General features: G+C 52.3%; 22 protein-coding genes. 9 read left to right on the top strand and 13 right to left on the bottom strand.

Annotated elements, in window-relative coordinates; all coding sequences use genetic code 11:
* The first annotated feature begins 96 nt into the window (after positions 1-96).
* Positions 97-627, top strand: a complete 531-nt coding sequence (locus AC2A1E_RS13175) for a GNAT family N-acetyltransferase (protein WP_484384126.1) — start codon at positions 97-99, stop codon at positions 625-627.
* Here the strand turns inward: AC2A1E_RS13175 and AC2A1E_RS13170 are convergent.
* Positions 622-1,497, bottom strand: a complete 876-nt coding sequence (locus tag AC2A1E_RS13170) for a LysR family transcriptional regulator (protein ID WP_484384125.1) — start codon at positions 1,495-1,497, stop codon at positions 622-624. The two genes, AC2A1E_RS13175 and AC2A1E_RS13170, sit on opposite strands and share 6 nt — an antisense overlap.
* Positions 1,498-1,590: 93 nt before the next feature.
* On the opposite strand from AC2A1E_RS13170, the gene AC2A1E_RS13165 reads away from it, so the two are divergent.
* The gene (locus AC2A1E_RS13165) at positions 1,591-2,583 is read left to right on the top strand and encodes a nitrilase family protein (RefSeq protein WP_484384124.1); all 993 of its coding nucleotides are present in this window, start codon (positions 1,591-1,593) and stop codon (positions 2,581-2,583) included.
* Positions 2,584-2,690: 107 nt separating this feature from the next.
* Here AC2A1E_RS13165 and ompX read toward each other — a convergent pair whose 3' ends face one another.
* Entirely contained in the window at positions 2,691-3,209 is a 519-nt protein-coding gene (gene ompX, locus AC2A1E_RS13160; protein ID WP_484384123.1) for an outer membrane protein OmpX, read from the bottom strand.
* Positions 3,210-3,607: 398 nt separating this feature from the next.
* Between ompX and rhtA the strand changes: the two genes are divergently transcribed.
* Together rhtA and nanQ are read left to right on the top strand one after the other, a co-directional pair.
* The gene (gene rhtA, locus AC2A1E_RS13155) at positions 3,608-4,495 is read left to right on the top strand and encodes a threonine/homoserine exporter RhtA (protein ID WP_484384122.1); all 888 of its coding nucleotides are present in this window, start codon (positions 3,608-3,610) and stop codon (positions 4,493-4,495) included.
* 211 nt (positions 4,496-4,706) lie between these two features.
* Positions 4,707-5,174, top strand: coding sequence for an N-acetylneuraminate anomerase (nanQ, locus tag AC2A1E_RS13150; protein WP_473190646.1), 468 nt, complete (start codon positions 4,707-4,709; stop codon positions 5,172-5,174).
* A 31-nt stretch (positions 5,175-5,205) separates the two neighbouring features.
* On the opposite strand, the gene AC2A1E_RS13145 is transcribed toward nanQ, so the two are convergent.
* Positions 5,206-5,742 (bottom strand): shikimate kinase, encoded by a 537-nt coding sequence (locus AC2A1E_RS13145; protein ID WP_484384121.1) that lies wholly within the window; start codon positions 5,740-5,742, stop codon positions 5,206-5,208.
* A gap of 534 nt (positions 5,743-6,276) precedes the next feature.
* On the opposite strand from AC2A1E_RS13145, the gene glnH reads away from it, so the two are divergent.
* From glnH to glnQ, 3 genes are all read left to right on the top strand, one after another.
* Positions 6,277-7,020, top strand: coding sequence for a glutamine ABC transporter substrate-binding protein GlnH (glnH, locus tag AC2A1E_RS13140; RefSeq protein ID WP_484384120.1), 744 nt, complete (start codon positions 6,277-6,279; stop codon positions 7,018-7,020).
* 105 nt (positions 7,021-7,125) lie between these two features.
* Entirely contained in the window at positions 7,126-7,785 is a 660-nt protein-coding gene (gene glnP / locus AC2A1E_RS13135; RefSeq protein ID WP_459399242.1) for a glutamine ABC transporter permease GlnP, read from the top strand.
* Entirely contained in the window at positions 7,782-8,504 is a 723-nt protein-coding gene (gene glnQ / locus AC2A1E_RS13130) for a glutamine ABC transporter ATP-binding protein GlnQ (RefSeq protein ID WP_459399243.1), read from the top strand. The genes glnP and glnQ overlap by 4 nt, the downstream gene beginning before the upstream one ends.
* A gap of 42 nt (positions 8,505-8,546) precedes the next feature.
* Here glnQ and rlmF read toward each other — a convergent pair whose 3' ends face one another.
* Positions 8,547-9,512: a 23S rRNA (adenine(1618)-N(6))-methyltransferase RlmF gene (gene rlmF / locus AC2A1E_RS13125; RefSeq protein ID WP_484384119.1), complete on the bottom strand. Its 966-nt coding sequence runs from the start codon at positions 9,510-9,512 to the stop codon at positions 8,547-8,549.
* Positions 9,513-9,645: 133 nt separating this feature from the next.
* On the opposite strand from rlmF, the gene AC2A1E_RS13120 reads away from it, so the two are divergent.
* A complete protein-coding gene (locus AC2A1E_RS13120; protein ID WP_484384118.1) occupies positions 9,646-10,284 on the top strand; it encodes a flavin reductase family protein in 639 nt (212 codons plus the stop codon).
* Positions 10,285-10,332: 48 nt separating this feature from the next.
* Here AC2A1E_RS13120 and AC2A1E_RS13115 read toward each other — a convergent pair whose 3' ends face one another.
* From AC2A1E_RS13115 to AC2A1E_RS13075, 9 genes are all read right to left on the bottom strand, one after another.
* The gene (locus AC2A1E_RS13115; protein WP_484384117.1) at positions 10,333-11,349 is read right to left on the bottom strand and encodes a family 8 glycosyl hydrolase; all 1,017 of its coding nucleotides are present in this window, start codon (positions 11,347-11,349) and stop codon (positions 10,333-10,335) included.
* Between the two features lie 11 nt (positions 11,350-11,360).
* The gene (gene bcsD, locus AC2A1E_RS13110; RefSeq protein WP_484384116.1) at positions 11,361-11,840 is read right to left on the bottom strand and encodes a cellulose biosynthesis protein BcsD; all 480 of its coding nucleotides are present in this window, start codon (positions 11,838-11,840) and stop codon (positions 11,361-11,363) included.
* Positions 11,841-11,842: 2 nt separating this feature from the next.
* Complete coding sequence (locus AC2A1E_RS13105; RefSeq protein ID WP_484384115.1) at positions 11,843-15,883, bottom strand: cellulose biosynthesis protein BcsC; 4,041 nt, start codon at positions 15,881-15,883, stop codon at positions 11,843-11,845.
* A 36-nt stretch (positions 15,884-15,919) separates the two neighbouring features.
* Positions 15,920-18,352 carry a cellulose biosynthesis cyclic di-GMP-binding regulatory protein BcsB gene (gene bcsB / locus AC2A1E_RS13100; RefSeq protein ID WP_484384114.1) on the bottom strand — a complete coding sequence of 811 codons (2,433 nt, stop codon included), beginning with the start codon at positions 18,350-18,352 and terminating at the stop codon, positions 15,920-15,922.
* A complete protein-coding gene (gene bcsA / locus AC2A1E_RS13095) occupies positions 18,349-20,472 on the bottom strand; it encodes a UDP-forming cellulose synthase catalytic subunit (RefSeq protein ID WP_484384113.1) in 2,124 nt (707 codons plus the stop codon). The genes bcsB and bcsA overlap by 4 nt, the downstream gene beginning before the upstream one ends.
* 20 nt (positions 20,473-20,492) lie before the next feature.
* Positions 20,493-21,296: a cellulose biosynthesis protein BcsQ gene (gene bcsQ / locus AC2A1E_RS13090; RefSeq protein ID WP_484384112.1), complete on the bottom strand. Its 804-nt coding sequence runs from the start codon at positions 21,294-21,296 to the stop codon at positions 20,493-20,495.
* Positions 21,287-21,802, bottom strand: coding sequence for a hypothetical protein (locus AC2A1E_RS13085; RefSeq protein WP_484384111.1), 516 nt, complete (start codon positions 21,800-21,802; stop codon positions 21,287-21,289). The genes bcsQ and AC2A1E_RS13085 overlap by 10 nt, the downstream gene beginning before the upstream one ends.
* Positions 21,803-22,185: 383 nt before the next feature.
* Positions 22,186-23,139 carry a DNA-binding protein YbiB gene (gene ybiB, locus AC2A1E_RS13080; RefSeq protein WP_484384148.1) on the bottom strand — a complete coding sequence of 318 codons (954 nt, stop codon included), beginning with the start codon at positions 23,137-23,139 and terminating at the stop codon, positions 22,186-22,188.
* A 37-nt stretch (positions 23,140-23,176) separates the two neighbouring features.
* Positions 23,177-23,809, bottom strand: a complete 633-nt coding sequence (locus AC2A1E_RS13075) for an FMN-binding negative transcriptional regulator (RefSeq protein WP_484384110.1) — start codon at positions 23,807-23,809, stop codon at positions 23,177-23,179.
* A 132-nt stretch (positions 23,810-23,941) separates the two neighbouring features.
* Between AC2A1E_RS13075 and AC2A1E_RS13070 the strand changes: the two genes are divergently transcribed.
* Complete coding sequence (locus AC2A1E_RS13070) at positions 23,942-24,484, top strand: LemA family protein (protein ID WP_484384109.1); 543 nt, start codon at positions 23,942-23,944, stop codon at positions 24,482-24,484.
* Positions 24,485-24,487 lie beyond the last annotated feature (3 nt).

Below are 24,487 nucleotides of genomic sequence, written 5' to 3'. Positions count from 1 at the left end.
GCTGATGATGTGCCAAAACGGTATATGAGGTAAATTAATGGGGCGAATCTATTCGCCCCTACACTTAAGCCTCAGCCCTTGTTCAGGAAGATCATCATGACCCCCATCACTACCGCACCCACGCTGATTACCGAACGCCTGATACTGGATGCCCACCGGCTGGACGATTTTGCCGATCTGGCGGCCATGTGGGCCGATCCTGCCGTTGTTCGCTATATCGGCGGCACACCGCGCAGCCAGGAAGACAGTTGGGGCCGCCTGTTGCGTTACATTGGCCACTGGCAATTGTTAGGTTACGGCTATTGGGCGGTGCGTGAAAAAGTCAGTGGCAACTATATTGGCGACATTGGTTTTGCCAATTTTCATCGCGAGATCGATCCCGCGCTGGATGCGCCAGAAATGGGTTGGGTGCTGAACGACGCCGCCCAGGGTAAAGGCTATGGCACCGAAGCACTGCTGGCCGCGCTGGCTTGGGCAACAGATCATTTCCCGCAGGGGAAAACGGTCTGCATTATCTCGCCAGAAAACCGTCCGTCGCTTGGGCTAGCCAAAAAGATAGGCTTTATCGAAAACCACCGCAGTGAGTATCACCAGCGACCCGTTGTGGTAATGCAGCGTTTGTTATAGAACCTCATCGGCCCGTAACGCTACTTCAATGAAATTATCTCGTAGCGCATCTGGCCGCTGTGGATTCCAAGCCAGTCCCACCTGCCATTCAGTTTGTTCACCGCTTAATGGCAGGATATCAATACCCACCGGGGCAATATGCATGATGCTGTTTGGCAACAGCGCTACACCGATCCCCGCCGCCACCAACGCCAACAGGGTCTGGATATCCTCCGCCTGCTGTACTACGTTGGCCTCCAGCCGTTGAGCGGCGATAAAGCGCAGAGATTGTTCACTCAAACCGCGCCCGCGCCAAGGCACCAGTTGCAGTAAAGGTAATCGGTGGAATTCCGCCAGCGCACTCTCTGCCTGTAGCGCCATAGTCTGTGGGGCCGCCAACACCAGCCGATCGACCAACAGTGGCTGAACCTGCAAGGGCGCCACGACGGGTAAGCGCACAAACCCAGCCTGCAATTTGCCTTCCAGCAACAACTGGCACTGTCGATCCGACGGAAGATCTTCCAACCCAATGGCCACCGCCGGAAAACGCTGGCGAAACGCCGCAACCCGTTGGGGTGCCAGATGAAAACTGGACAACCCAAAGCCCAATGCCAAGCACCCAGCTTCCCCTTTAACGACCTGCAATGCGTGCTGGTGGAACTGCTCATGCTGAGTCAGCAATTCCCGCGCCCTAGAGAACAGCACCGTGCCGCTGGCCGTCAATTGTGCCCCCTGGCGGCCCCGTTCAAACAAACGTGTACCTAGCTGCGTTTCCAACGCCTGAATCTGCTTACTCAGCGCAGGCTGGGTAATACACAGTCGATCAGCAGCCAAATGATAGCGGCCCAATTCTGCCAGAGTGACAAAAGCTCGTAGTTGACGAATATCCATTCCATTAGGTTATCAAAAGAGGAATTTAATTGATTATACAGTAATCAATGTGACTGCTGTAATCCTCGCATGAAACATCAACAGGAGCTTGCCATGACCACCACCCTTAGTGCTGCATCGGTGCAATTTCAACATCGCGCCAACGACAAAAACTACAACCTGAACGTTATCGAAGGCTTTATCTCACGCGCGGCCAGCGCAGGCGTGCAGATACTCGCTTTCCCAGAAATGTGCATAACCGGTTACTGGCACGTACGCCATCTGGCTGATAGCGATATTGTCGCACTGGCAGAACCAATCGCCACCAGCCCTTCACTGGCGCGGATCCGTCCGTTGGCACAGCGCTATAATATGGCCATTGGCGTAGGCCTAATCGAGCAGGGAGACGATGGCCGTTTTTACAATGCTTATGTGGTTTGCCTACCGGATGGACAAACGCATGTGCACCGCAAACTGCACGCGTTTGAGCACACGCTATTGGCCCAGGGTAACCACTTTACCGTCTTTGATACGCCTTGGGGTGTACGTATAGGTATCCTGATTTGCTGGGATAACAATCTGGTAGAGAACGTGCGTGCCACTACGCTGCTTGGTGCAGACATTCTTCTGGCACCTCATCAGACCGGAGGCACCCACTCGCGCAGCCCACAGGGTATGAAACCCTTGCCGCTGAGGTTATGGCAACGGCGGGAAGAAGATCCAGATGCGCTCGAAGCCGCTTTTCGTGGTGAAAATGGACGAGGCTGGCTCATGCGTTGGTTGCCTTCCCGCGCCCATGACAATGGGGTATTCATTCTATTCAGCAACGGTGTGGGGCAAGACGATGATGAGATCCGTACCGGTAATGCGATGATCCTTGATCCCTATGGGCGCATTCTGGCCGAAACCTGGGTGGCACAAGACAGTATGGTTACTGCCGAGCTTGATCTTTCATTAATCCCCATGAGCACAGGTCGGCGCTGGATCCACGGCCGCCGCCCCGAACTGTACGGTATTCTGACTGAGCCACAGGGCTACGAGCGCGATGCCCACACGGCCCGTTTCTCATTACAGCCAACCGCAAGCATGGGTAAGCACGACAAGTAAATCCCCCCTTTATACGATTTTTCGGTAAAAAAAATCCGCCCAAAGGCGGATTTTTCAACAGGTGCAGCATAAGGCCACACGCTCACGCCCAACGGCGTGGATAAAACTTAGAAGCGGTAACCAGCACCAACCATCCAAGTACCAACGTCAACGCTACGGATGCGGCTCTGCTCGTAACCGAAGTCCAGAGCAACTTGCTGCATTGGGTTGAATTGCAGACCAGCGCCGTAAGAGAAACCGTAATCGCTGTTGCTGTTGTTGTTAGAACCGTCTTTAGCGTTGCTGGTGAATTTACCGTAACCCACACCGATCACGCCATAGATGCTTGCCCAGTCGTTGAAACGGTAAACAGGACCCGCAGTGATGCCGCTGTACTGAACTTTATCGTAGAAACCGCTTTCAGTACCGTTCTTTTCCAGATGGGTAAAGGAACCGATCACACCCAGCGGGCTGTTGTCGTACTCGTAACGGTATTTCAGGTTGAAACCATCGGCTTTGTTAGCAACGCCTTGGAAATCACCATGAGCATAACCAGCGGATACAGTGCTCTCACCGGCGAATGCGGTACCGGCGCTAACTGCTAATACACAAGCTGCTACTGCGGAAAGACATGCAATTTTTTTCATAAACCACCTCAAACACGTTTTATTATTAAGTACTACCATTTGTTCATACATTGAAAATATAGCAAAAATCAGCGTGAAACTCTGCCTTTAAAACAGTGTATAAAGCTTTGTATCGTGTAACAGAAAATTACAAGAACACTGCATACGTTTAATTTGCCTATATTTTCAATCGCATCCTACGCGTTTTTGTGACAAAAATCACCTATTCAATCGTGATAAAACGTTTGAGATGAGGCTGTTTTTTACACACTAGCTCAATCTCTGTGCAAAATTTTGACAGTTTCACTGCGATAACACGCTTTTCTCAGACACCTCGACACCAATTCATTTACACTTACGTTCACCTGTTTTCGTTATGCTTTCTCAAGAGTTGGGAAGCCCCCACAAGGCTCGAATGGATGTCTTCTTCTGCCACTGCTAAAGCGTCTTCCACGCTGCTGCCTGTTTGCTTGCTTATCATCGCAATGATTTCGATCCAGAGCGGTGCTTCGCTGGCGAAAAGCCTGTTCCCGCTGGTGGGTGCCGAAGGGATCACCACCCTGCGCCTGGGCATCGGTACGTTGATTCTGTTTATCATCTTCCGCCCTTGGCGGATGCGTTTTCCTGCCGGCAGCCGTCTACCGCTGTTGATCTATGGCCTGTCGCTGGGCGCAATGAATTACCTGTTTTACCTTTCCCTGCGCACGGTTCCACTCGGCATCGCCGTGGCACTGGAGTTTACCGGCCCGCTGGCGGTGGCGATGTTTTCTTCACGCCGCCCTGTGGATTTTGTCTGGGTCGCACTGGCGGTTATCGGCCTGGCGTTCCTGCTGCCGTTCGGCCACGACATGGGCAGTATCGATCTCCTCGGTGCCGCATGCGCTCTGGGTGCTGGTGCCTGTTGGGCGGTATACATTATCTTCGGCCAAAGAGCCGGGGGAGATCACGGGCCTGGCACTGTGGCTGTCGGGTCGTTAGTCGCGGCCATCGTGTTTTGCCCAATCGGTGCCTGGCAGGCCGGTAGCGCGCTGCTGAACGTGGATATTCTGCCTGTGGCGCTCGCCGTAGCCATTCTCTCTACCGCACTGCCTTATTCGCTGGAAATTATCGCGCTGCCAAGAATCCCTGCACGCACCTTTGGTACGCTGATGAGCCTGGAACCCGCGTTGGCTGCGCTTTCGGGCATGATCTTTCTCAACGAGCATCTCACCAATGTGCAATGGCTGGCACTGGCCGCCATTATTGCCGCTTCAATAGGTGCGACCTTGACCATTAAACCCAAGCCGCAGATTGAGAGCCTCTCTTAACCTTTTTCTGCGGGAAAATAAATCCTGATTCTGTTGCACGATTGCAATCGGCTTAACTGTTTTTGAATTTGACAATGGACATACTTGAGGCAGAACCTTTGTGGTAATTTTCTAATTTCATTACGTTATATGCCCAAGAGCTTGCAAGTTGCGCCAACAACAACGCCGCAGCTTAGAGAAGGGAGGGTATAATTCATTACGGAGAATCAGGATGATATACGGTAGTTTATACAATCCCCGCTTTGGACGCGGCCTTTCACCCGTTTTAGCCAATATCCTCAATACCGTTCGCCAATACGACTTACCCGGCCTAGCGCTGGGGCGGCACGAGATCGATGGCGACCGCGTTTTTATGAATGTTATGGAAGTAGTGACAGAACCCGCTGAAAACAAACGCGCTGAGATTCACCAGGAGTATCTGGACATTCAAATTCTGATCGGTGGCGAGGAAAGGATTGACTATGGTCTGCCAGGCAGTTGGGATAGCGATGACCCCTACGATGCCAGTAAAGACCTGCAAATGCTGGACATCAAACGCAGCCCGCAAATTTTAAACCTCACCCCCGGTATGTATGTGATTTTCTTCCCGCTGGAACCGCATAAGCCCGGATGCCAGGTACATGGGGCAAAAAATATCAAGAAAGTGGTGGTGAAAGTGCATTACGAGTTACTGCTGTAGCGGTGTTGAGCCGGTCAGTTGACCGGCTCAATTACCTTTGGATGTTAGCAAGGAAAGAGGCCGTTTCAGCAGGTGAACGCAGATGAATGAAGCGGATATGGCTGTTACCTGCATCCTGCATCTCGGCCAGATACTTGCTACGGTTTTGGCGGTAAGTTTTTAACGTCCACCAGATGATCGACTCACGACTGAAGAAGGAACGACGGAAGCTCTCACAGTTTCCGGTTCCGGGCCACAATTCAGTCTGCCGCCAAGCTCGGAGTATGGCTCGGCGCGTGGCTTGCCACAGCGTGCGACAGAAACCGTAATCGACCCAGACCACCCAGTCGACTTCGCACCACTTGATCGCTTTGGTACGGGTATAGTTGCCATCGAGTACCCAGCCCGCAGCGGCTTCTGCCAACGCCGCGTTAACCCGCGCCAGAAACTCGTCGCCGTGTGTCCCTTGCCAGTCAGGCCGCCAGTAGAGCCTGTCCATTTCGATATAAGGCACTGCCAGTTTTTGCGCCAATTGGCGCGCCACGGTGCTTTTACCACTGCCGCTGGTGCCCACCACGTTAACTTTCATCTCTTCGGCCTGCTTCTTGAAAGGCAGGAAATTCTATCGAAGCGATCATTCTCTATCAATATGAATTCAAGAAGAAAAACACCCCACAGGAATAAGCACTCGCAGGTTATTTTCTTTTATCCTCAGCCTGGGTTGTATAATAAACAACCCACATTACACTGAAAGAGTGCGCTGACAGGCGGGCGGACCTATCCGCCCCCGTTTTGCCGTGCGGTTCGAACATTCCTGCACCAGAGACAAACATGTTGCAGGGGCAAAGTTAGAGTTAGTTATCAATATTGAAGCATAACTGTTAATTATAGGTTGTTTCACACCCATTCTTTGGTTAATGATAGCCCGGCGCACCATGGTAGTTACATTGCACCATTTTGGTGCCCCGCAATGGTGCATAATAACAAGATATATCCTTCTGGATATAACATTACGACATAACCATTTGTTTTTGAAATGATTGCAAACTTGGCACGATTCTTCCATAGCACTAAATGCAACATAAAAAATGGGTAATCCGCAACCTGTACAGGAATTCCTCTCATGAAGTCAATTTTTAAAGTTTCCCTGGCCGCACTTTCCCTGGCCTTCGCCGTAAGCTCCCACGCCGCAGACAAACTGGTTGTCGCCACTGACACCGCTTTCGTTCCATTCGAATTCAAGCAGGGTGACCAATATGTTGGCTTTGATATCGACCTCTGGGCCGCTATCGCCAAAGAGCTGAAGCTGGATTACACCCTGAAGCCAATGGACTTCAGCGGCATCATTCCTGCGCTGCAAACCAAGAACGTCGATCTGGCTCTGGCCGGGATCACCATCACCGACGAACGTAAGAAAGCGATCGAATTCTCCGATGGCTATTACAAAAGCGGCCTGCTGGTAATGGTTAATGCTAATAACGATAGCGTGAAAAGCATTGCCGATCTGGATGGCAAAGTCGTGGCGGTGAAGAGCGGTACCGGTTCAGTGGATTACGCCAAACAGCACATCAAAACCAAAGACCTGCGTCAGTTCCCGAACATCGACAACGCCTATATGGAACTGGGTACCCAGCGTGCTGATGCCGTATTGCACGACACGCCAAACATCCTGTACTTCATCAAAACCGCTGGCGCTGGCAAGTTCAAAACCGTAGGCGAATCGCTGGAAGCTCAGCAATATGGCATCGCATTCCCGAAAGGCAGCGACGAGCTGCGTGAAAAAGTGAACGCCGCGCTGAAAACCCTGCGTGACAACGGCACCTACAACGAAATCTACAAAAAATGGTTTGGTACCGAGCCTAAATAATTGATTAAATTGGTTAGTCATTAAGTTAAGCACAGGGGAGGTGTAGCCACCCCTGCGCTTTGTTGTATCTGATTCCCTCGTTTGGGATCACCGGGAGAAAATACCATGCAGTTCGATTGGAGTGCCATCTGGCCTGCCATCCCCATTCTGTTAGAAGGCGCCAAAATGACCCTGTGGATTTCGGTCCTCGGTCTGATTGGAGGCCTGTTCATCGGCCTGGTTGCCGGTTTTGCCCGTACCTACGGCGGTTGGATTGCCAACCATGTGGCGCTGGTATTCATTGAAGTGATTCGCGGTACGCCGATTGTAGTACAGGTGATGTTTATCTACTTCGCCTTGCCGATGGCGTTCAGCAATTTACGCATTGACCCGCTCAGCGCCGCCGTGGTCACCATTATGATCAACTCCGGTGCCTATATTGCGGAAATCACTCGCGGTGCGGTGCTGTCGATCCACAGCGGCTTCCGCGAAGCGGGTTTGGCGCTGGGGCTGTCGCGCCGTGAAACCATCCGCTATGTGATCATGCCGCTGGCGCTGCGCCGTATGCTGCCGCCGCTGGGTAACCAGTGGATCATCAGTATTAAGGACACGTCGCTGTTTATCGTGATTGGCGTGGCGGAACTGACCCGTCAGGGCCAGGAGATTATTGCCGGTAACTTCCGCGCGCTGGAAATCTGGAGCGCCGTGGCGGTTATTTATCTGATTATTACCCTGGTGCTGAGCTTCGTTCTGCGTCGGCTGGAAAGAAGGATGAAAATCCTGTGATTGAATTTAAAAACGTCTCCAAGCACTTTGGCCCAACCCAGGTGCTGCACAATATCGACCTGAATATTACCCAGGGCGAGGTGGTGGTGATTATCGGGCCTTCCGGCTCCGGCAAATCCACCCTGCTGCGCTGCATCAATAAGCTGGAAGAAATCACCAGCGGTGAGTTGATCGTCGATGGCCTGAAGGTTAACGATCCGAAAGTAGACGATCGCCTGATCCGCCAGGAAGCGGGCATGGTTTTCCAACAGTTCTACCTGTTCCCACATCTGACCGCGTTAGAAAACGTGGCTTTCGGCCCGACCCGCGTGCGTGGTCTGAAAAAGGCCGATGCTGAAAAGCTGGCGCGCGAACTGTTGGCGAAGGTTGGGTTGGCCGAGCGTGCTCATCACTACCCTTCCGAGCTTTCCGGCGGCCAGCAGCAGCGCGTGGCAATTGCTCGTGCGTTGGCGGTGAAGCCGAAAATGATGTTGTTCGATGAGCCTACCTCGGCCCTCGACCCGGAACTGCGCCACGAAGTGTTGAAGGTGATGCAGGATCTGGCCGAAGAAGGTATGACGATGGTGATCGTGACCCACGAAGTGGGCTTTGCTGAAAAAGTGGCCTCACGCCTGATCTTTATCGATAAGGGGCGAATCGCCGAAGATGGCAACCCGCACGATCTGATCAACCACCCACCGAGCCCGCGCCTGCGCGAGTTCCTGCAACACGTTTCCTGATCGATTACAGCAAACCAGCGGGCACTGAACATGCCCGCTTTTTTATTGCCAACGTTCTGCGGCCCAAGCGGCTTGCTGCTCGCTATTGTGGAAGGTCCAGGCCACAAAGCGGCTGATCTTCTGCCCCTGAGCCATTTCGATGGTGCGCACCTCAACCGCCCCTGCCTGCTTTAGCGCAGCGTAGATGGCCGGTAACGTGGTGTTTTTGGAAATCAGCGAAGTAAACCACAGGCAGTTTTGCGCTTTGCTGACGCTCTCTTCCACCATTTTGCGCACAAAGGCTTCTTCCCCACCTTCGCACCATAATTCATTATGCTTGCCGCCAAAGTTTTGCACCGGCTTGTCAGCCACCTCCCCCTTGCCCAGTTTGTGCAGCTTGCGACGCGTACTGGCGCGCGCTTCCTGCTCAGAACCGTGGAACGGCGGATTGCACAGCGTGGCGTCAAAACGCTCCGCCACGCCAATGATGCCGGTGAAAATAAACTCCGGCTGCTTTTGCTGGCGCAGGCGTACCGTGTTCTTCAGCGTCGGGTTCATGGCGACAATCATTTTGGCAGCATTCAAAGAAACCGGATCGGTTTCCGAACCGGTAAAGCGCCAGCCGTATTCGCGCTGGCCAACGATCGGGTAGATACAGTTGGCCCCGACGCCGACATCCAGGATCGCCACCCCTTTACCGCGTGGGATCTCGCCTCCGTTGCTGGTTGCCAGCAGGTCAGCCAGGTGATGCACATAGTCGGCACGCCCAGGAATTGGTGGGCAGAGATAGTCGGCAGGAATGTCCCAGTGCTCAATGCCGTAAAAATGCTGCAACAACGCCCGGTTAAGCATTTTTACCGCCGCCGGATCGGCGAAATCTACCGAGATATCGCCCCAGGCATTGGGTTTCACAAAAGGCTCCAGCGCCGGGCAACTGGCAATCAACGCCGGAAAATCATAGCGTGAACGATGGCGATTGCGCGGATGCAGGCCGCTTTTCTGTTGCGGGAAGCTTTTCTTTTTTTCCACCGTGGAGGGCTCTCTGAAAGGGTTTTCTGGCGCGTAAGATAGCACAAAGCCCGCTAAAAAGAGCGGCAAGGCGCTTGCAGCCGGGGTGAAAAACGTCAGAATGAAGGTTTGATCTTTACCTACAAGAGCGATTATGAGCAGCAAACCGCGTTATTACTATGAACCCGCCGCAGGCCATGGCTTGGCGCACGATCCGCTGAATGCCATTGTTGGCCCGCGCCCGATTGGCTGGATCTCCTCCCTCAGCGCCGCCGGTCAACGTAATCTGGCCCCCTACAGCTTCTTCAACTGTTTCAACTATCGCCCGCCCATCATCGGTTTTGCCAGCACCGGCTGGAAAGACAGCGTTGCCAACATCGTAGAAACCGGTGAGTTTGTGTGGAACCTGACAACGCGGCCATTGGCAGAGGCCATGAACAACAGTTCGGCGTCATTGCCACGCGGTGAAGACGAATTTGCCTTCGCCGGATTAACACCAATCCCTGGGCGACGCGTGAAAGCGGAGTTGGTCGCGGAAAGCCCGGTGAACTTTGAATGCCGCTTGACGCAATGCATTCAGTTGCAAAATGCCGCTGGGGGAAACATCGAAACCTGGCTGGTGTTAGGTGAAGTGGTGGCGGTACATATTGACCCGGCGCTGCTGGATGAGCATGGCGTCTACCAAACCGCAGCTGCACAGCCGGTACTGCGTGCCGGAGGCCCTACTGCCTATTACGGCATCTCCGAACAACACCGCTTTGATCTGGTGCGCCCGGATGTACGTAAGCCCTAGAGCTCAGCGTTCAGCTTACTGCCATTACAGGCTGAACGCTGAGCAGAGTTAACGCTGGCTGGCCACCGACCAATAGGTCAGCAGATACAAGCTGGCAGAATAATAATCTTCGTCTGCGGCCAAACGGTTGGTCAATTGTCCCCCGGCACCCAACACCAGATCCCTGACCGCCATCATGCCGGGGCTTTGGTTATATCCAGCACGCGCACCGCTCATCACATCAACCCAAGCGGGAACGGCTTGGCGATCATAGCCCTGCCAGAACCTGACGAAAGGGGTGAGCGCCGGATTATTGTCCTGATACCAGTGGATATATAAGGGAATGCGCACCGCATCAAACCCGAAACGCGCTGGCCAACCACTCGCAGGAGTCATATGACCATCGGCAAATAACGTCACCCAATCCGTCGGGATCCGTGCTTTGCCGAATGACATTTTGTTGATTAAAGCTAGGCCATCGTCACTCAGGTTTTTCCACACCAGCAGATGAGTGTATTCGTAAAATGCTTCCCAAGCTGGAAAAGCAAAATAAGACGGATTCACGGTTATCGAGTTAGCTTGCTTAAAACCGCTGACGCCCGGCAGCAAAACGTTATAACCGGCATATTTTACCAGCGTATGCCGCAGCAATGACCGCTGTATGTCAGAAGAGCTCCTGAGATACTCCCGGACATTCCATTTTTTCCCAGCTTCTAACAATGCCCAGGCGATAAAAATATCGCCATCGGTGGCATTGTTTTTATCCGCTATTGGAACGGCTTTGCCAGGTTCATAACGCCAGGAAAACAGCCCGATATCTTTGCGATATAACGTCGCGTTTGTCCATTGCCACATACTGTCAAAAGCCTGCCGATCATTATTATAGACCGCCAGCAACATGGCATAACCCTGCCCTTCGGTGTGGCTGATGTTATTATTGCCGGTATCAACCACTCGTCCATCAGGTAATAAAAATCGCTGTTTATACTGTGCCCAGCCGCTATCTTCCGCAAGGGTGCTGAAGGAAAACAATAACCCTGTCAGCACAACCAATATTCTGATCCAACCCTGAGTATTTTTCGCCAAAACATTCACCTTTATTGCCCATTTCTGTAGCTAAACACCAAGGTACGCTCTTCAGATTGGTGGCTTTGGCGCAAAGAAACATGGGGTGCCCCGCCCTGAGCCAGCAGCCAGGTGGCATATGCCCCTTCCAGCACGGTCGCAAAAGACAGGTTCCACATCGGCTCATTGTCAGGTTCAGGTGCCTGCGGATAGGCATAATGTGTCAGCACTATTTCCTGCTCACTGGCCTCAACCTGTACCCTTCCCCAATCGAAATGGCCCAGCACCGCATTGATGCCGTCCTCAAGTTCACCCACCGTTTGTGCATCGGGTAAAGGTGTTTTCTCCGCCAGATGACTCCCCATCAAACGTAGAAAATCGCGGCCATCCGCATTATCGGCAGAAGCAAAAATGCCAGTAAAAATCACGTCTGTCAGGTTTTGCCAACCCGGCTTAAACTGTTGACGACGGTAATAATCGAGTTCATAGGACGCATTATTAATATCTTGCATGGTTATTTCCCATCTAACAGATATTTAAAATAGAGCAAAGCAGAGCTCTCGGAATAGCTGCCGAAAGTGTCATAACCCAACTGACCTCCGACCAACATAGCTGGCGTAACTTTATAAGTTCCCCCGGCTTTCAGGCTGTAGCCAATACCGCTTTTATCTTCAGCGGCATACATGGCTTCTTTACCATAGCCTTGGCTGACCAACCCCTCTAACTGTGACTGAAGATCGGGATCATTGGGGAAATACTCGCTTTCTTTGCTGTGATAAGACTGATAACCCACGTTTCCACCCAGCATATAAGTGAAATCATTCTGCTTCTTGGTAAATTCAACCGGCAGCGAGATACTGATATAATCCTGCGGGCTGAAATATCCCCCCTGACCATAGCTGAAGTAACTCAGGTTCTTGTCAAAGTTCATATAATTGACGTTGACGCCAACTTTCAGCTCATCTTCATCATCTTTATAAGGGCGAATATAAGCCCCTAAAATCGCATTGATACTTTTGTTGCTGGCAACATTATCACCCAGATAGCTGTAATAACCCGCCCCGCCATAAGCACCGACGGTACCATCATCGAATCCCAGATTCAGGCCACCGCCGTTCTTGGTGACGGCCCCCCATTTCTTGCCGGTAATCACATCCTCAGTACCAACATAAGAGAGCAGGCTATCGGCAACCGCCCGCCGCTCAATCGTCATATCCAACGTGGTGTGAGCACCGACTTTGGGCGACCACTTCAAGCCACCAATGACCGAACTGATCCCTGTTCCCAGAGGCGTACTGCCTACATCCACTTTGTAACTGTCGCCGCTCAGGGCCAACGCCAGTTCAACGCCGGTTTCCTGCTGTTGCCCTGGGGAATCAGCATAGAAATCATTCGGGTTATACTTCTGTGGCTGAGTCACCTGGCCATCAAGCAACTGCTTATCCGCATAGGCTTGTTCCTGCGCAATCGTCGCAGCATCACATTCTGCCGAGGTGGAGTCGATCGAGCACAGATGATCCCGCGTTGCATGAATTTCCTGATAACGCAGGTCGGCCGCCTGCGCCGCGGCAATGGAATTCTGCGAGGCAATAATCGATGCCTGCGTCGCCGCCTCTACGGCCTTGGCCTGTTGCAAAGCACCGGTACCAAAGCGGACATTAGCAGCGTTGGACGGGGTGCCCGACTTCAGCATCACCGGGGTCACATTAAAGGTGACTCGCCCATTATCGATTGGCATACCCGACACGCTGATTGGGCTTTTTATTTCCGTAATATTACTGAGCCCGCTCTCGCCGCTGCTGTTATCACGCAGCGCAATATTTCCCTGCACCCAGGTCGCCGTTTTGTTTTGCACCTCATCCATTAGCTGCTCGATCTGCTGCAACGTAGGATTCTTGGCTACGGTTACGGTTCCCGGTAAGCGTGGTGCGCCAGTCGCGTAACTGCCAGCAAGGCCAGGTGCCGCTACCTGCCAAGGTAACACCTCACCATAGGCAGAAGGCGTAGTGCTCAGGCTTGATGGCGAAAATGCCTGCCCGGCGAAGGGGTTATCTGCCATTCTCAGCCCGCCGATCATGGCCGCCTGCCCGCTACCTGCCTGGGTACTCACGCCATTTAAGCGGCTTTTCGCTTCGCGTAGAAGGGACATAGCTTGCGTGTAATTGCCATCAGCATTGGCAACACGAGCGGCGAGCAGCAGTTGATCTGATGTTTTTACCGCCGGTAATCCACCGACCAACTGTTTAGCTCTGCTGACGTCCCCATCAGCCAAGGCAATCCCCGCTGCACCCTCACGTGCCCCCTGATTCAGGCTGTTGCGGCTCAAGAGATAGTTATAGACCTGCCCGGCTTCCTTATTCATTTTACCGGATTGATAGAGGCGCCCCATGGCTAACATGAGGTCGGCATTTTGCGGGTCGCTCTGTAGGGCCGCGATCAATTTGTCATAAGCCGCGCCATATTGCCCTTGCAGACGCAGTTTATCGGCTTCATTGATCACGCCACCGCTGCGTAACTGACCAATCTCTCTTGTAGAACTTTTTGCCAGCAATGCCGGATTGTTCAACCATGCATCGGCTTCCTGGCTTAGCCCAGCCTGATTAAGCACCGCGATCTGTGCAGCATAATCGCCAGCGCCGCCTTTAACCCCGCGGCGCATATTCTCACGCACCAGTTGCACCGCCGTAGAGGTATCACCAACTGCCATCAGATCTTTAGCCAACTCCCCCAACGCTGCGGGTTCAGTTGGCGGCTTTTGCGCCATCTGGCGCAGGATCACGGCAGCACTGGCGGTATTGCCCTGCCGAAGGTAGTTTTCGGCAGTGGTACGCTGCTGATTAACGGAGGCCACTGCGGCTAATTCCCGCATATCACGAGTCTGTTTCGAGGCCGGAATGCGCGCCATCAGCGTAGAAACGTTCAGCCAGTCATTGCGCTCAGAGGCAAACAAGGCAGCAGCGTAGAGCCCGTCTGTCGGAGCCCCCATCTGCATCATGGGGGAAATCAAGGTTTGCGCCTGAAGCTCCTGCCCTTGTTTATACAGAATGCGCGCCATATCCAAACGTACCCAGACGTTCGATGGCTGTTTTTCCAGAGCCTGTTGCAGAATCATCAGCGCACGCGGGGCATCATTGCTCTGCACCGCCAAGGCGGCCTCTTTACGCAATGGCTCGACGTTAACACCCGCGACCGCCTGCATAACTTTCGGCCGCAGATTGGCAGGGATCGTTTGCAAAACCAGTTCTGCCTCTTTCGTCTTGTTACGCTGTTGCAGTAACAGATAATAGAGCCCCAGCTTCGCATCATTATTCTGCGGGTTCTGCGCCAGCAACCCGCGATAATCCTGTTCTGCCGCCGCGAAATCCCCTTTTCTACGGGAAACATCCGCTCGGAACAGCGTAATGGCATTGCCTTTATCGCCCGTAGCATTGACCAGCGGCGCGGTCAGAGCCAAAGCCTCGTCCAGCCTACCCGCATTAACCGCCTGTTTGGCTTTGGCTAATGAGCCATAGAGATTGGCATCCTGGGCTAAGGCGCTCCACTGTGCACTTTGCGGGCCGCCCTGTTTCGCCGCCTGAGTGAGATAGCTCTCCGCTTGGCTGAAGTCGCCACTGCGCATAGCGGTAAACCCCATGCCTGCCAAGGCATCCTTATCATTAGGGTCACTGGCCAGAATACTTTCAAACTGGCTTTTCGCTCCCCCCAACTCCCCTTTATTCAGTTCGGCGTACCCGGCACTCTTCGCGGCTCCGGCAATATTCTGCTGGTAATAGGCCGCAACGGCTTTATCTGCCGGATGCCGTTGCTGATAGGCATCGTACAGTGGCTTATCAGAAGGTTGCGGTGCCAGCCACAACAGGGCCTGCTTCAAACCCTGATCGGCATCAGCGTTGGTAGGAGCCATGCTAGCCAGCAGATTTATCCCGTCCCGGCGAGTCGACTCCTGATAAGTCATGACTTTCCCCAGCACCACCTGGGTTTGAGTGTCGCTGGGCTGCAAAGCAAGGCGCTGCTTCAGGCCATCAATCGCTTCCTGCCTACCCGCAGGCGTTCCCGCCAAAGTGAGGTAATACTCATTGGCCAGGTTGTCTAACGGGGTTTTGCCATTAAAAATGGCCTGATAACTGGCAATCGCCTGGGGGAAATTCCCCTTCGCCGCATACTGCCGAGCCTGAGCCAACAAATTCTTCGCCGCTGGCGACTGGGCCGCGGTATTGCCATCAAGCGCCTTCAGGCGCGGATCGTTGGGCGCTACAGTGCCCAGTTTCTTCCGCCATAGTTCAGCCTTGGCCTTATCTCCGCCCTGCATGGCATACAACGACAACAGGTACATCGCCTCGGTATTGTTCTCATCCATCAGCAGAACTTTCTGCAAAGCGCCCTGGGCCAGATCGTCATGAGATTTATCATGCCAATATGCGGCCTGTTCAAACAGAGCTTTCAGCGCCGGATTGCTGTCATCGGCCATCGCAGAGACTGAGAATACCGTCAAACCGGCCAAAGAGACCGAGTACAGTTTCTTTTTCAGCAATAAGTTCAATTGGTTATACTCCATGGACAGCTCCTGTATAACTCTGGGGCGAGACATGTTTTAATTTTCATCTTCTGCATCTCTCCCTAAACGTTTGGCTGCATGTCTTCTTAACAGAACATAAAGACTCAGCCCCAACACCACGGAAATCACTAAACCAACCAGAGACAAAAGCACCACGTGTTTACTGGCGTACCAGATAAAGATCAGATACCAAGGAAGCTCCCCGCTTGGGAACTGAGCGCCAACCTGAAAACTGTGCACACCGTTCTGATCGGTAATCACAGCCAGATCGCCACGGATCCCGGCGTTAATCTTCAATGCTTTCAGGTCAGTATAAATCTTGCTCATCCCACCATCATCGGTCGCACTGGCCACCACCACCACCCGCTGGGGATCCCAAGCAGAGCGGAAGCTGAAGAAACCACGCCAGTCAGAGAGTGAAGACAGGTAGCGATCCGCATCGATGCCTTGCGTCTGCCAGTTGCCTTTCAGGTAGGCTTGCAGTTTTTCCCTCATTGGCTGCGGCTTAACCGTCAGCGCCCCACTGGGATCGAGGGCAAACGGCACATTTTGCAGCAGCCGCTGATAAAACGCTGACTGGACCAGCGAGGCCACCACCAGCACATCCCGCCCCCTGAATTCAGGATCGTCCACTTCATTGCCTTTCAACCCGAACCTGATGTCGGCATTGCTGATGGCATTTCCGGTGGCAGCGCCTGCCCGAGCCGTCAGATTAAGCAACGCCCGAATCTCATTTATAGTCGGTTTCTCAGCTAATAACAGGACGGTCTGAGAAAAATCAGCCAGCCTGCTGAATGGGAAAGTGGCCCCAACGTAGTAGGAAAGATTTGGCAGCTCGGTGAAATGATACGTTTTACTCAGATCAATGTAAGAGTCGGGGCCGATACGGCTCTTGATGCTGTCGCTGTCTGCGGGATTACAAGAGGAGCTATCTTTAGGCACGATAGAAAAATAGAGCTCCAGCATGTTATCGCCATAAATCAGATAGGGCGGCAAAGGCAGGCTGTAGCTCTCTTGGCGGGTATCCCCACCAAGCTCGCGCCACAACAGTTCCAGCAACCCCGATTTATTCACCGACAAGTTACGTAAAAAAGTTCCGTTCAGCGTGGCACTCAACTGTGACTTACTTTCATCAATCCAGCTATCGGTAGGGAAACGGTAATTGATTTGCAGCGGGACGTTTCTGCCGTCCCAGATAAACAGGTCCGGTGCCGCGCGGAAAGCAATGCGTACCGCGTCATGATAGACACCGCTGACGGTCAGTTCATCAACGTCGGCCACCAGCTCACTAAATTTGACCGGACGCGTGGTGTTGATCCAGCGCGGGGCATCATAAGGAAGACGCAAAGGGATCGTCACCGGCTTCACCGCCAACAGCGGTGTTTTCTCTGGCAATGGCTGGCTGACCAGGCGGTAGGCAGCCTGACGCATCTCGGCGCTACTATTCCCCATCACCAGCAACAGCTTATAAACCGGGTTCAGCGGATTATCGATAACCTGAAGCGTAGGGCCATCGGCCTGCGGTAACGTCAATTCGCCAATCTGCTCCCCTGGTCGGGCGAAAATAATCCCGTTCTGCTCAGGAAGAGCATCCTGTAATACCTGAAAATCAAGGTTGTCATGACGCGTCAATATACCCAGGTAAGAACTGACCATCGCCGCTGCGCCAACATCCTCCGGCCTTTTGGCCTGGCTGAAGACGATGTTCACCACCGAAGGTTGCATAGCTTGGGGATCGAAAAATGGACGCGGGAAACGGCCAAGATTTTGGCCGATATTCAACACCTGACCTTCCATCTGCAAACGGCTGGTCGGCAACACTTTTATCCAGTATTTATTGGAGACGCCTTTTTCACACAGCATGGCGGCGTCATTACTATTTTTAATACTGAAACTCAGATTATTATGCGCCACCACCATGGCTGCCGGGATAGAGACTTTATAGGTCACTTTGGCCTGATGAAGTTTATTCAGCAGATGCTGGCTCAGAGGTTGCCCATTAAGCATCAGATGCAGTTCGGTATCCCCCTCCATCAAGGCGGGCGAGACTTCAATATCCAGCAACAGGTTGGCAGCGGTCACCACCGAATCCACCGGCAAGGTAAACGTAATCCCCGATTGCGGCTGCCAGTTGCTCAGCGTTAATCCGGCCGGTTGCCCCATATCGGTAATGCTGATAGTCGATTCAACCGACTGATTTAAAGCGGCTTGAGCTAGAGCGGGTTGTACCGCAGAGCTATCAGCCTGAGTGCTCTCTGCGGCGGTTTGCCCCCCACTCACCGGCACCCCTTCTGGCTGAACAGGAGGATCAACCGGCCGGGGTAACAGCGGCAAGCCCTGAATTTCGCTGCTAGGTGAAGCGGGAACCCCAGGTTCCGCCGCCTTCAATGAATCTGACAGGCAGAACCACAAAAACAGACTGCTTGCCAGAACCATGGCGGTTGGTAGCGTTCTTCCCACTACACTCATATTATTTGTTCCTTTTCCTGGCTCTGTTTTACCTCAGGCTGCTGCTTACGCTGCTGTTTCTTTGCCCGGCGATCCTGCCAAGAGAAATAGAACAGCTCAAAAATACAGCGAAGAATTCCAAGGAATGAACGCAATGGCCGATCGGGCGCATGGGGCTTATCACGGATCCAGGCATCAGCCCTGGCCAGAACTACTCTCACCAGTTCTCGGCGTTTTTCGATCGGCAGTTCCTGAAACATCAGTCGGGTAACCGATTTATCGACATCAATCACTTCCACCGGGAAAGAGACGACGCCAGACTTCAGGGCCAGCTCAACTTCTTCAATGGGATCATCCAGGAAACGCTCATCCGGGGTTTTCAGCCTGACCCCACCCATTGAAAGATCCAGCGTCTCGGTACGCATCGCTGCACCGCTGGCAAAATGGAGAACGGCAGGAATGGTGGCATCAACACGGATAGTTTTTCTGACCTGGCGTGTTTCCCGCGCCACCGCAATCGAAGCGAGCAGTATAATCATACTGAAACTGGCCCAGCCGATATTCAGCATAATAACCTGGGGGTTTGCACCATAGTGTTCGGGCATAAATAGGCGAATAACACCCCATGTGACGCCCAAAAGCAGCAGCGATACGGCAATAATGTGTGGCCGTACAATATGGAAGTCAAAATAGTTATCGTCCAGCAATGCCCCTTTATCCGTTACGTTGAACTTGCCATGTTTTGGCGAAATCATCGCCAACATGGTAGGAATAACCAGATGGAAACACATCACGGTTTCATAGACTTCTCCCCAGAATGAATAACGGTATCGGCCCGTTGCTCTGGAGTTGATATAAATCGACATCACCAGATGAGGTAATACGTAGGCAAAAATTAACCCCGCCGATGACGCAATAATGTTCAGGTTGAACAACAGATAAATCAACGGTGCGGTACAGAATATCACCCTAGGCAAACCGTATTGAAAATGCAGCATGGCATTCAAATAACACAAACGCTGCTGCCAGGTCAGGCCGCGCCCAAATAAAGGATTGTCTACCCGGAAAATTTGCGTCATTCCGCGCGCCCAGCGAGTTCGCTGGATCACATGCAGCCCCAGACGTTCTGTTGCCAACCCCGCAGCCAAAGGAAGTGCCAGGAAAGCCGAACCCCATCCCAGACGCTGCATTTTCAGCGCGGTATGCGCATCTTCGGTAACGGTTTCAACAGCAAATCCGCCCACTTCCTCCAACGCCGTCCGGCGGATAACCGCACAGGAACCGCAGAAGAACGTCGCGTTCCAGTTGTCATTACCTTGCTGTACCGGCCCGTAAAACAGTGCCCCTTCGTTAGGCACTTTGCTCGCTTCAGATAAATTGCGCTCGAAAGGATCGGGCGAATAAAAATAGTGCGGAGTCTGGATCAATGCCAAGCGCTCATCAATCAAAAAGCTGCCCACCGTGGCCTGCAAAAAAGCCCGGGTGGCTACGTGGTCACAGTCAAACACCGTGATCAATTCACCGTTAGTCACTTTCATTGCGCTATTAAGGTTGCCCGCTTTGGCATGCTTGTTGTCATTTCTGGTGATATATCCCACGCCAGCGTCGGCGCAAAATACGGCAAACTCATTACGTTTACCGTCATCAAGCACATAAATCTTCATTTTGTCTTTGGGATAATCAATGCATTGTGCTGCCAGCACCGTATCACGCACCACATCCATGCTTTCGTTATAGGTAGGAATATAAATATCCACCGTCGGCCAGAGTGAAACATCATCAGGCAACGGTTCAATGGTTCTTTTTAATGACCAGGTCGTCTGTATATAGCCAAACAGCAAAATAACCAGAGCATACAGCTCGGTCATAAACAAGGCGATCCCCAGCACCGCTTCCAGGGTCGAATTGAAATGCAGGGTTTCTGTCGCGCGCCAATATATATAGCGTAATGACATCAGCGTTGACATGACGATCATGATCAGGGTGACTTTTTTGCTTTTACTCACCCCGAGAATAAATACGATGGCGATACAGATGAAACCAAAGATGTATTGATTATCACTGCTCATTGGCACAATGATAATAAGAACAATCAAGGGTAAGGCCAACAGCAGTAAGAAAGAAAAAAGTAATTTATTCATAGCTGACCAAACTGTCCTTATTAAGAACTATAAATAGACGCAGTATGATGATAAGAACCATCTCCCACACTCAGCCCTAAAATAACTGCTACTTTTTTACTAATTTGATCAAGATCGAATGCGGCCGCCGAAACAGGACTGATGTCCATTATCGCCCGCTGTGATGCATTGGCTTCGGGTACACACTCATCGCGATGAATCGTGCCCAACAATTTATTCTGTAAGCGTTGCTCAAAAAAATGCGTTACGTCCCTGCTCAGAGTGCGTCTCATATCACTCTGATTAACCACATAATATTCGCCGATTTTATTATTGAGCGGTTTGTTCATAAACTTATGCTGTTCGATAGGCGGCAGCAGGCTGAGAGAGGCGGTATCGGCCAACAGGACAACGATACGCATGTCTGCCACTGTTTCCATAGCTTTCAGCGCAGCATTACGGCCCGGAGGCATATCGGCAATCACCACCATATCTGGAATTTGAAGCACTGCGCTGAGGCCACGCTGAATGAACATCGGTTCATTCATCAGGTTATCTTCAAACAGGATCCTCTCGTTTTCCGTCACTTCACCACAGGGTAAAAGAAACAGGTTTGGCCCGACTTTGAGGATAAACTGACTCCAATCAGACAAGGTTCCTGATTGAGCAACAAAGCCGCGATTATCGGCAATCGGTACGCCAAAATGCAGGCGCAGTGCATTCTGCGTATCAAAGTCCACCACTAAAACTTTACTGCCGCTGCGGGCCAAAGCATAAGCCAAATTAGCGGCAACGGTAGTTTTCCCTACCCCTCCCTTGGGAGAACAAACGCAGACTAACGGCATGAGGCAATAATCTCTAAAAGTGGCTTGAGTAAAGTATCACGGCCAGTATTGGTGGCTTCTCCAGCAGAAGGCGTTTTCTTGCTGAACATTTTTTTAAAACGCTGTGTATCCAGCGGTTGAGAAGGCGACGGCGGCGCAGAGGAAACCACCGGTGCTGCACGCGGTTCAGCTCTACTTGGTTCAGCAACCGGGGGGATCATCTGTTTAAAATCATGGGAAGCATGCCCAGGCAATGCTTGATTTTGGGCTGGAGCAACATGGGGTTGTGCGGGTTGGTTCAAACTCAAGGGTGGAGTAGAGGTAAATTCGGTGGCACTCACCGGCGTCGGTTGCATGCTGCGCTCGATGCCAGAAGAAATACCATTACCCCCTTCCGCCACCTGCTCAACGATAGCCCAACGGTGCAGAGCCAATGAACCATCTTCCTTAGGAAATTCTTTATAATCAATATCTTTCATATTGATTTTATTTTTGAACTGCTGAACATCATCATATTTGCTCATCATCCATACCTATAAGATTAGACTTCGCATTCTATGCAATGCATGCAAATAGCTCATGCTGAAAACGTGATTCACCATCCCAAATACGCATACATTACTGCACAAGCATTTAAGAGCCCCTTCTCATACGTTTTAGATATATTAGTCTGCGAACCCTGTTTTACAACATTGAATGATTCAACGCTGGGGGATTTCTCTTCATCAGGTAGATGTATTTCGAGTTTCATCAGGCAGATACCCCCACTACCCCAAAATGCCTTTTTGAGTGTAATCCACTTTTGTAAAGTTATACACCTGCGTTTTTAAAGTTTTCTTGCCGATAAACCGTGCAACACCACCAATACCGTTTCAGTTCACTTTTCGGCACTGGGTGCGCAAAGACTTTCTCAACGCAGACGGGCCAGCCCCTGCTCCAGGGTCTTCACTTCACCGGTTGCCAACAGGCAACAGGCGATCTGCCGGGAGATGGGTTCTGGGATCGCCACTTCACCTGACAGGCAACGTTCAATCCAGCGTACGGTGGTTTCCGCATCTTTAGCCGCAGGCAGCTCAACCGGAACATCCTGCTGCGGCCGCTCCAACAGAATCCGTTGCTCGCCATCAACGATATAATGAATCTGTGGGCCACGCTGTGGATTGGCGTAGGCTTCACCTTCCGTACCCTGCATCAGCAAGCCACGCGCGCCGATCTGACGGAAAAACGACGCCACACGCCCAACGTATTCCGGGTGTGAAACGCTGGCAAGACGCAGCACGTCTTCATCAGCAAACGGCGTGGCCAATTTAGCCAAGGTGTGGGCGCTATTACGCACGCCCATCCTCCAGCGTAGATCAAGCTGGGCTTCCATTGGAGGAGAAAGCGCAGATATTGGGATAAAGACCGGCTGACCACTCTCCAACCGCTGCTGTGCATGACAAGAGTCTTCAGACCACGGCACGCCAAGCAGGCGGAAGATTTCCGCACTGGTGACGCGCGTATTGTCATTCAGCACGCCATGCACCACCACCGGTAACCCTACTCGAGCCAGCAACAAAGCCAGCAAAGGGGTTAGATTGGCCTGTTTACGCGCGCCATTGTAGCTCGGTAACACCACCGGCATCGGGCGGCCTTGAGGCTTCTGCAAGCGCATCACCCGCTGCTGCATCGCCTGATAGAAACCGAGCATTTCAGCCTCGGCCTCTCCTTTGATACGCATGGCGATCAGTATGCCGCCCAACTCCAATTCTGGAACATCTCCCGCCAGCATCGCCTGATAAAGCTGAAACGCGGTTTCCTGATCCAGATCGCGTGCATGATTCTTACCACGACCGATTTCTTTGATAATTTTGGTGTAATCCATCATTCAGTTCCGCTGATTCATTTCGCCATAGCATAACTTATTCACGACACCGCTCAACCTCATCGGCCAACTGCTGTTGCGCGCTGTCACCTGCCCGCAGCCCGGCGATCACACCGCTGACATCTTCGGCATTGCGATTCTGGCTCATTTTCCATTTGCCCTCTCGCCGTGTGACAACAATTTCAATCCCGACGATACCCTTCATCTGGCCAGCAATATAGTTGGCAGGGGCATCGTCAATGCTCCAGGGTTCCGGCTGTTTACTTTCGTGTAAGTTCGTCAGCCCGTCTAACTGCTGGCGCAGCCAGAGCGGATCATCCGTTACCCTTGGCACGCCCCACATCTGCACCGCAGCATAATTCCAGGTTGGCACCACTTTGCCGTTCTGGCGCTTGCTTTCATACCAGCCCGGCGAGATATAACCTTCTGCTCCTTGAAACACCACCAGGCACTCCTGCGCCGTTTGCAGCGCCTGCCAATGAGGGTTGGCGCGTGCCACATGGGCTCTCAGTGTCACCTGCCCTTGCGGATCAACATAGGCAAGAAAAGGCACCGGATCCGCCAACAGCCCCTGAGAACCGTAGCTGATTAACAGCCCCAGCGGGTTGGCACGCACTAATGCCAGTTGGGTTTCGAAATCGTCTTCACGGAATGTGGCCGGTTGATACATAGCGGATAACGTCCTTATCATCAGGAGAGTTTTTATATATGTATCACGATTTACCGCAGATGCTCGAGTGAGATAATATCCATAGATATTCCAAGGAATTATGTTGCTTCTGCCAAATATGGATTGAAAAAAATGGAAATTTATATCGGTTTAGCCGTCATTGCTGCGGTAGTGCTCTGGGTCATCATCACCTATAACCGCTTTATCTCGCTGCGCCGTTTCAAAGATGAAGCCTGGAGCGGGATTGCGGTGCAACTCAAGCGCCGCCACGATCTTGCGCCGAATCTGTTGAGCCTGGTTAAACGCTACGCCCAGCACGAGAAAGAGTTACTGGAAGAAATCACCCACCAGCGTAGCAACCTGGTGGGCAACACACGCCAGATTGCCGAGAACGAGCGGCAATATTCCGGCACTCTGGGGCGTATCTTTGCCCTGGCAGAAGCCTACCCAGAGCTTAAGGCCAACGAGAATTTCCTCTCTCTGCAACAATCCCTCGCGGAAATAGAAGAACAGTTGCAGATGGCGCGTCGTTACTTCAACAGCACGGTGCGCGATTTCAATATTCTGGTGGAATCTTTCCCAAGCTTACTGCTGGCCCGCGCATTCAATTTTAACGTGGACGCGTTTTTTGAGCTTGAGGACCCTGAAGATGCCAAGTTACCACGGATGGAATAACCG

The organism is Serratia sp. HNCC26DJ206 (genome assembly GCF_057180605.1).
The sequence above is the reverse complement of the archived record's forward strand: the minus strand, read 5'-3'. Positions and strand labels throughout refer to the sequence as shown.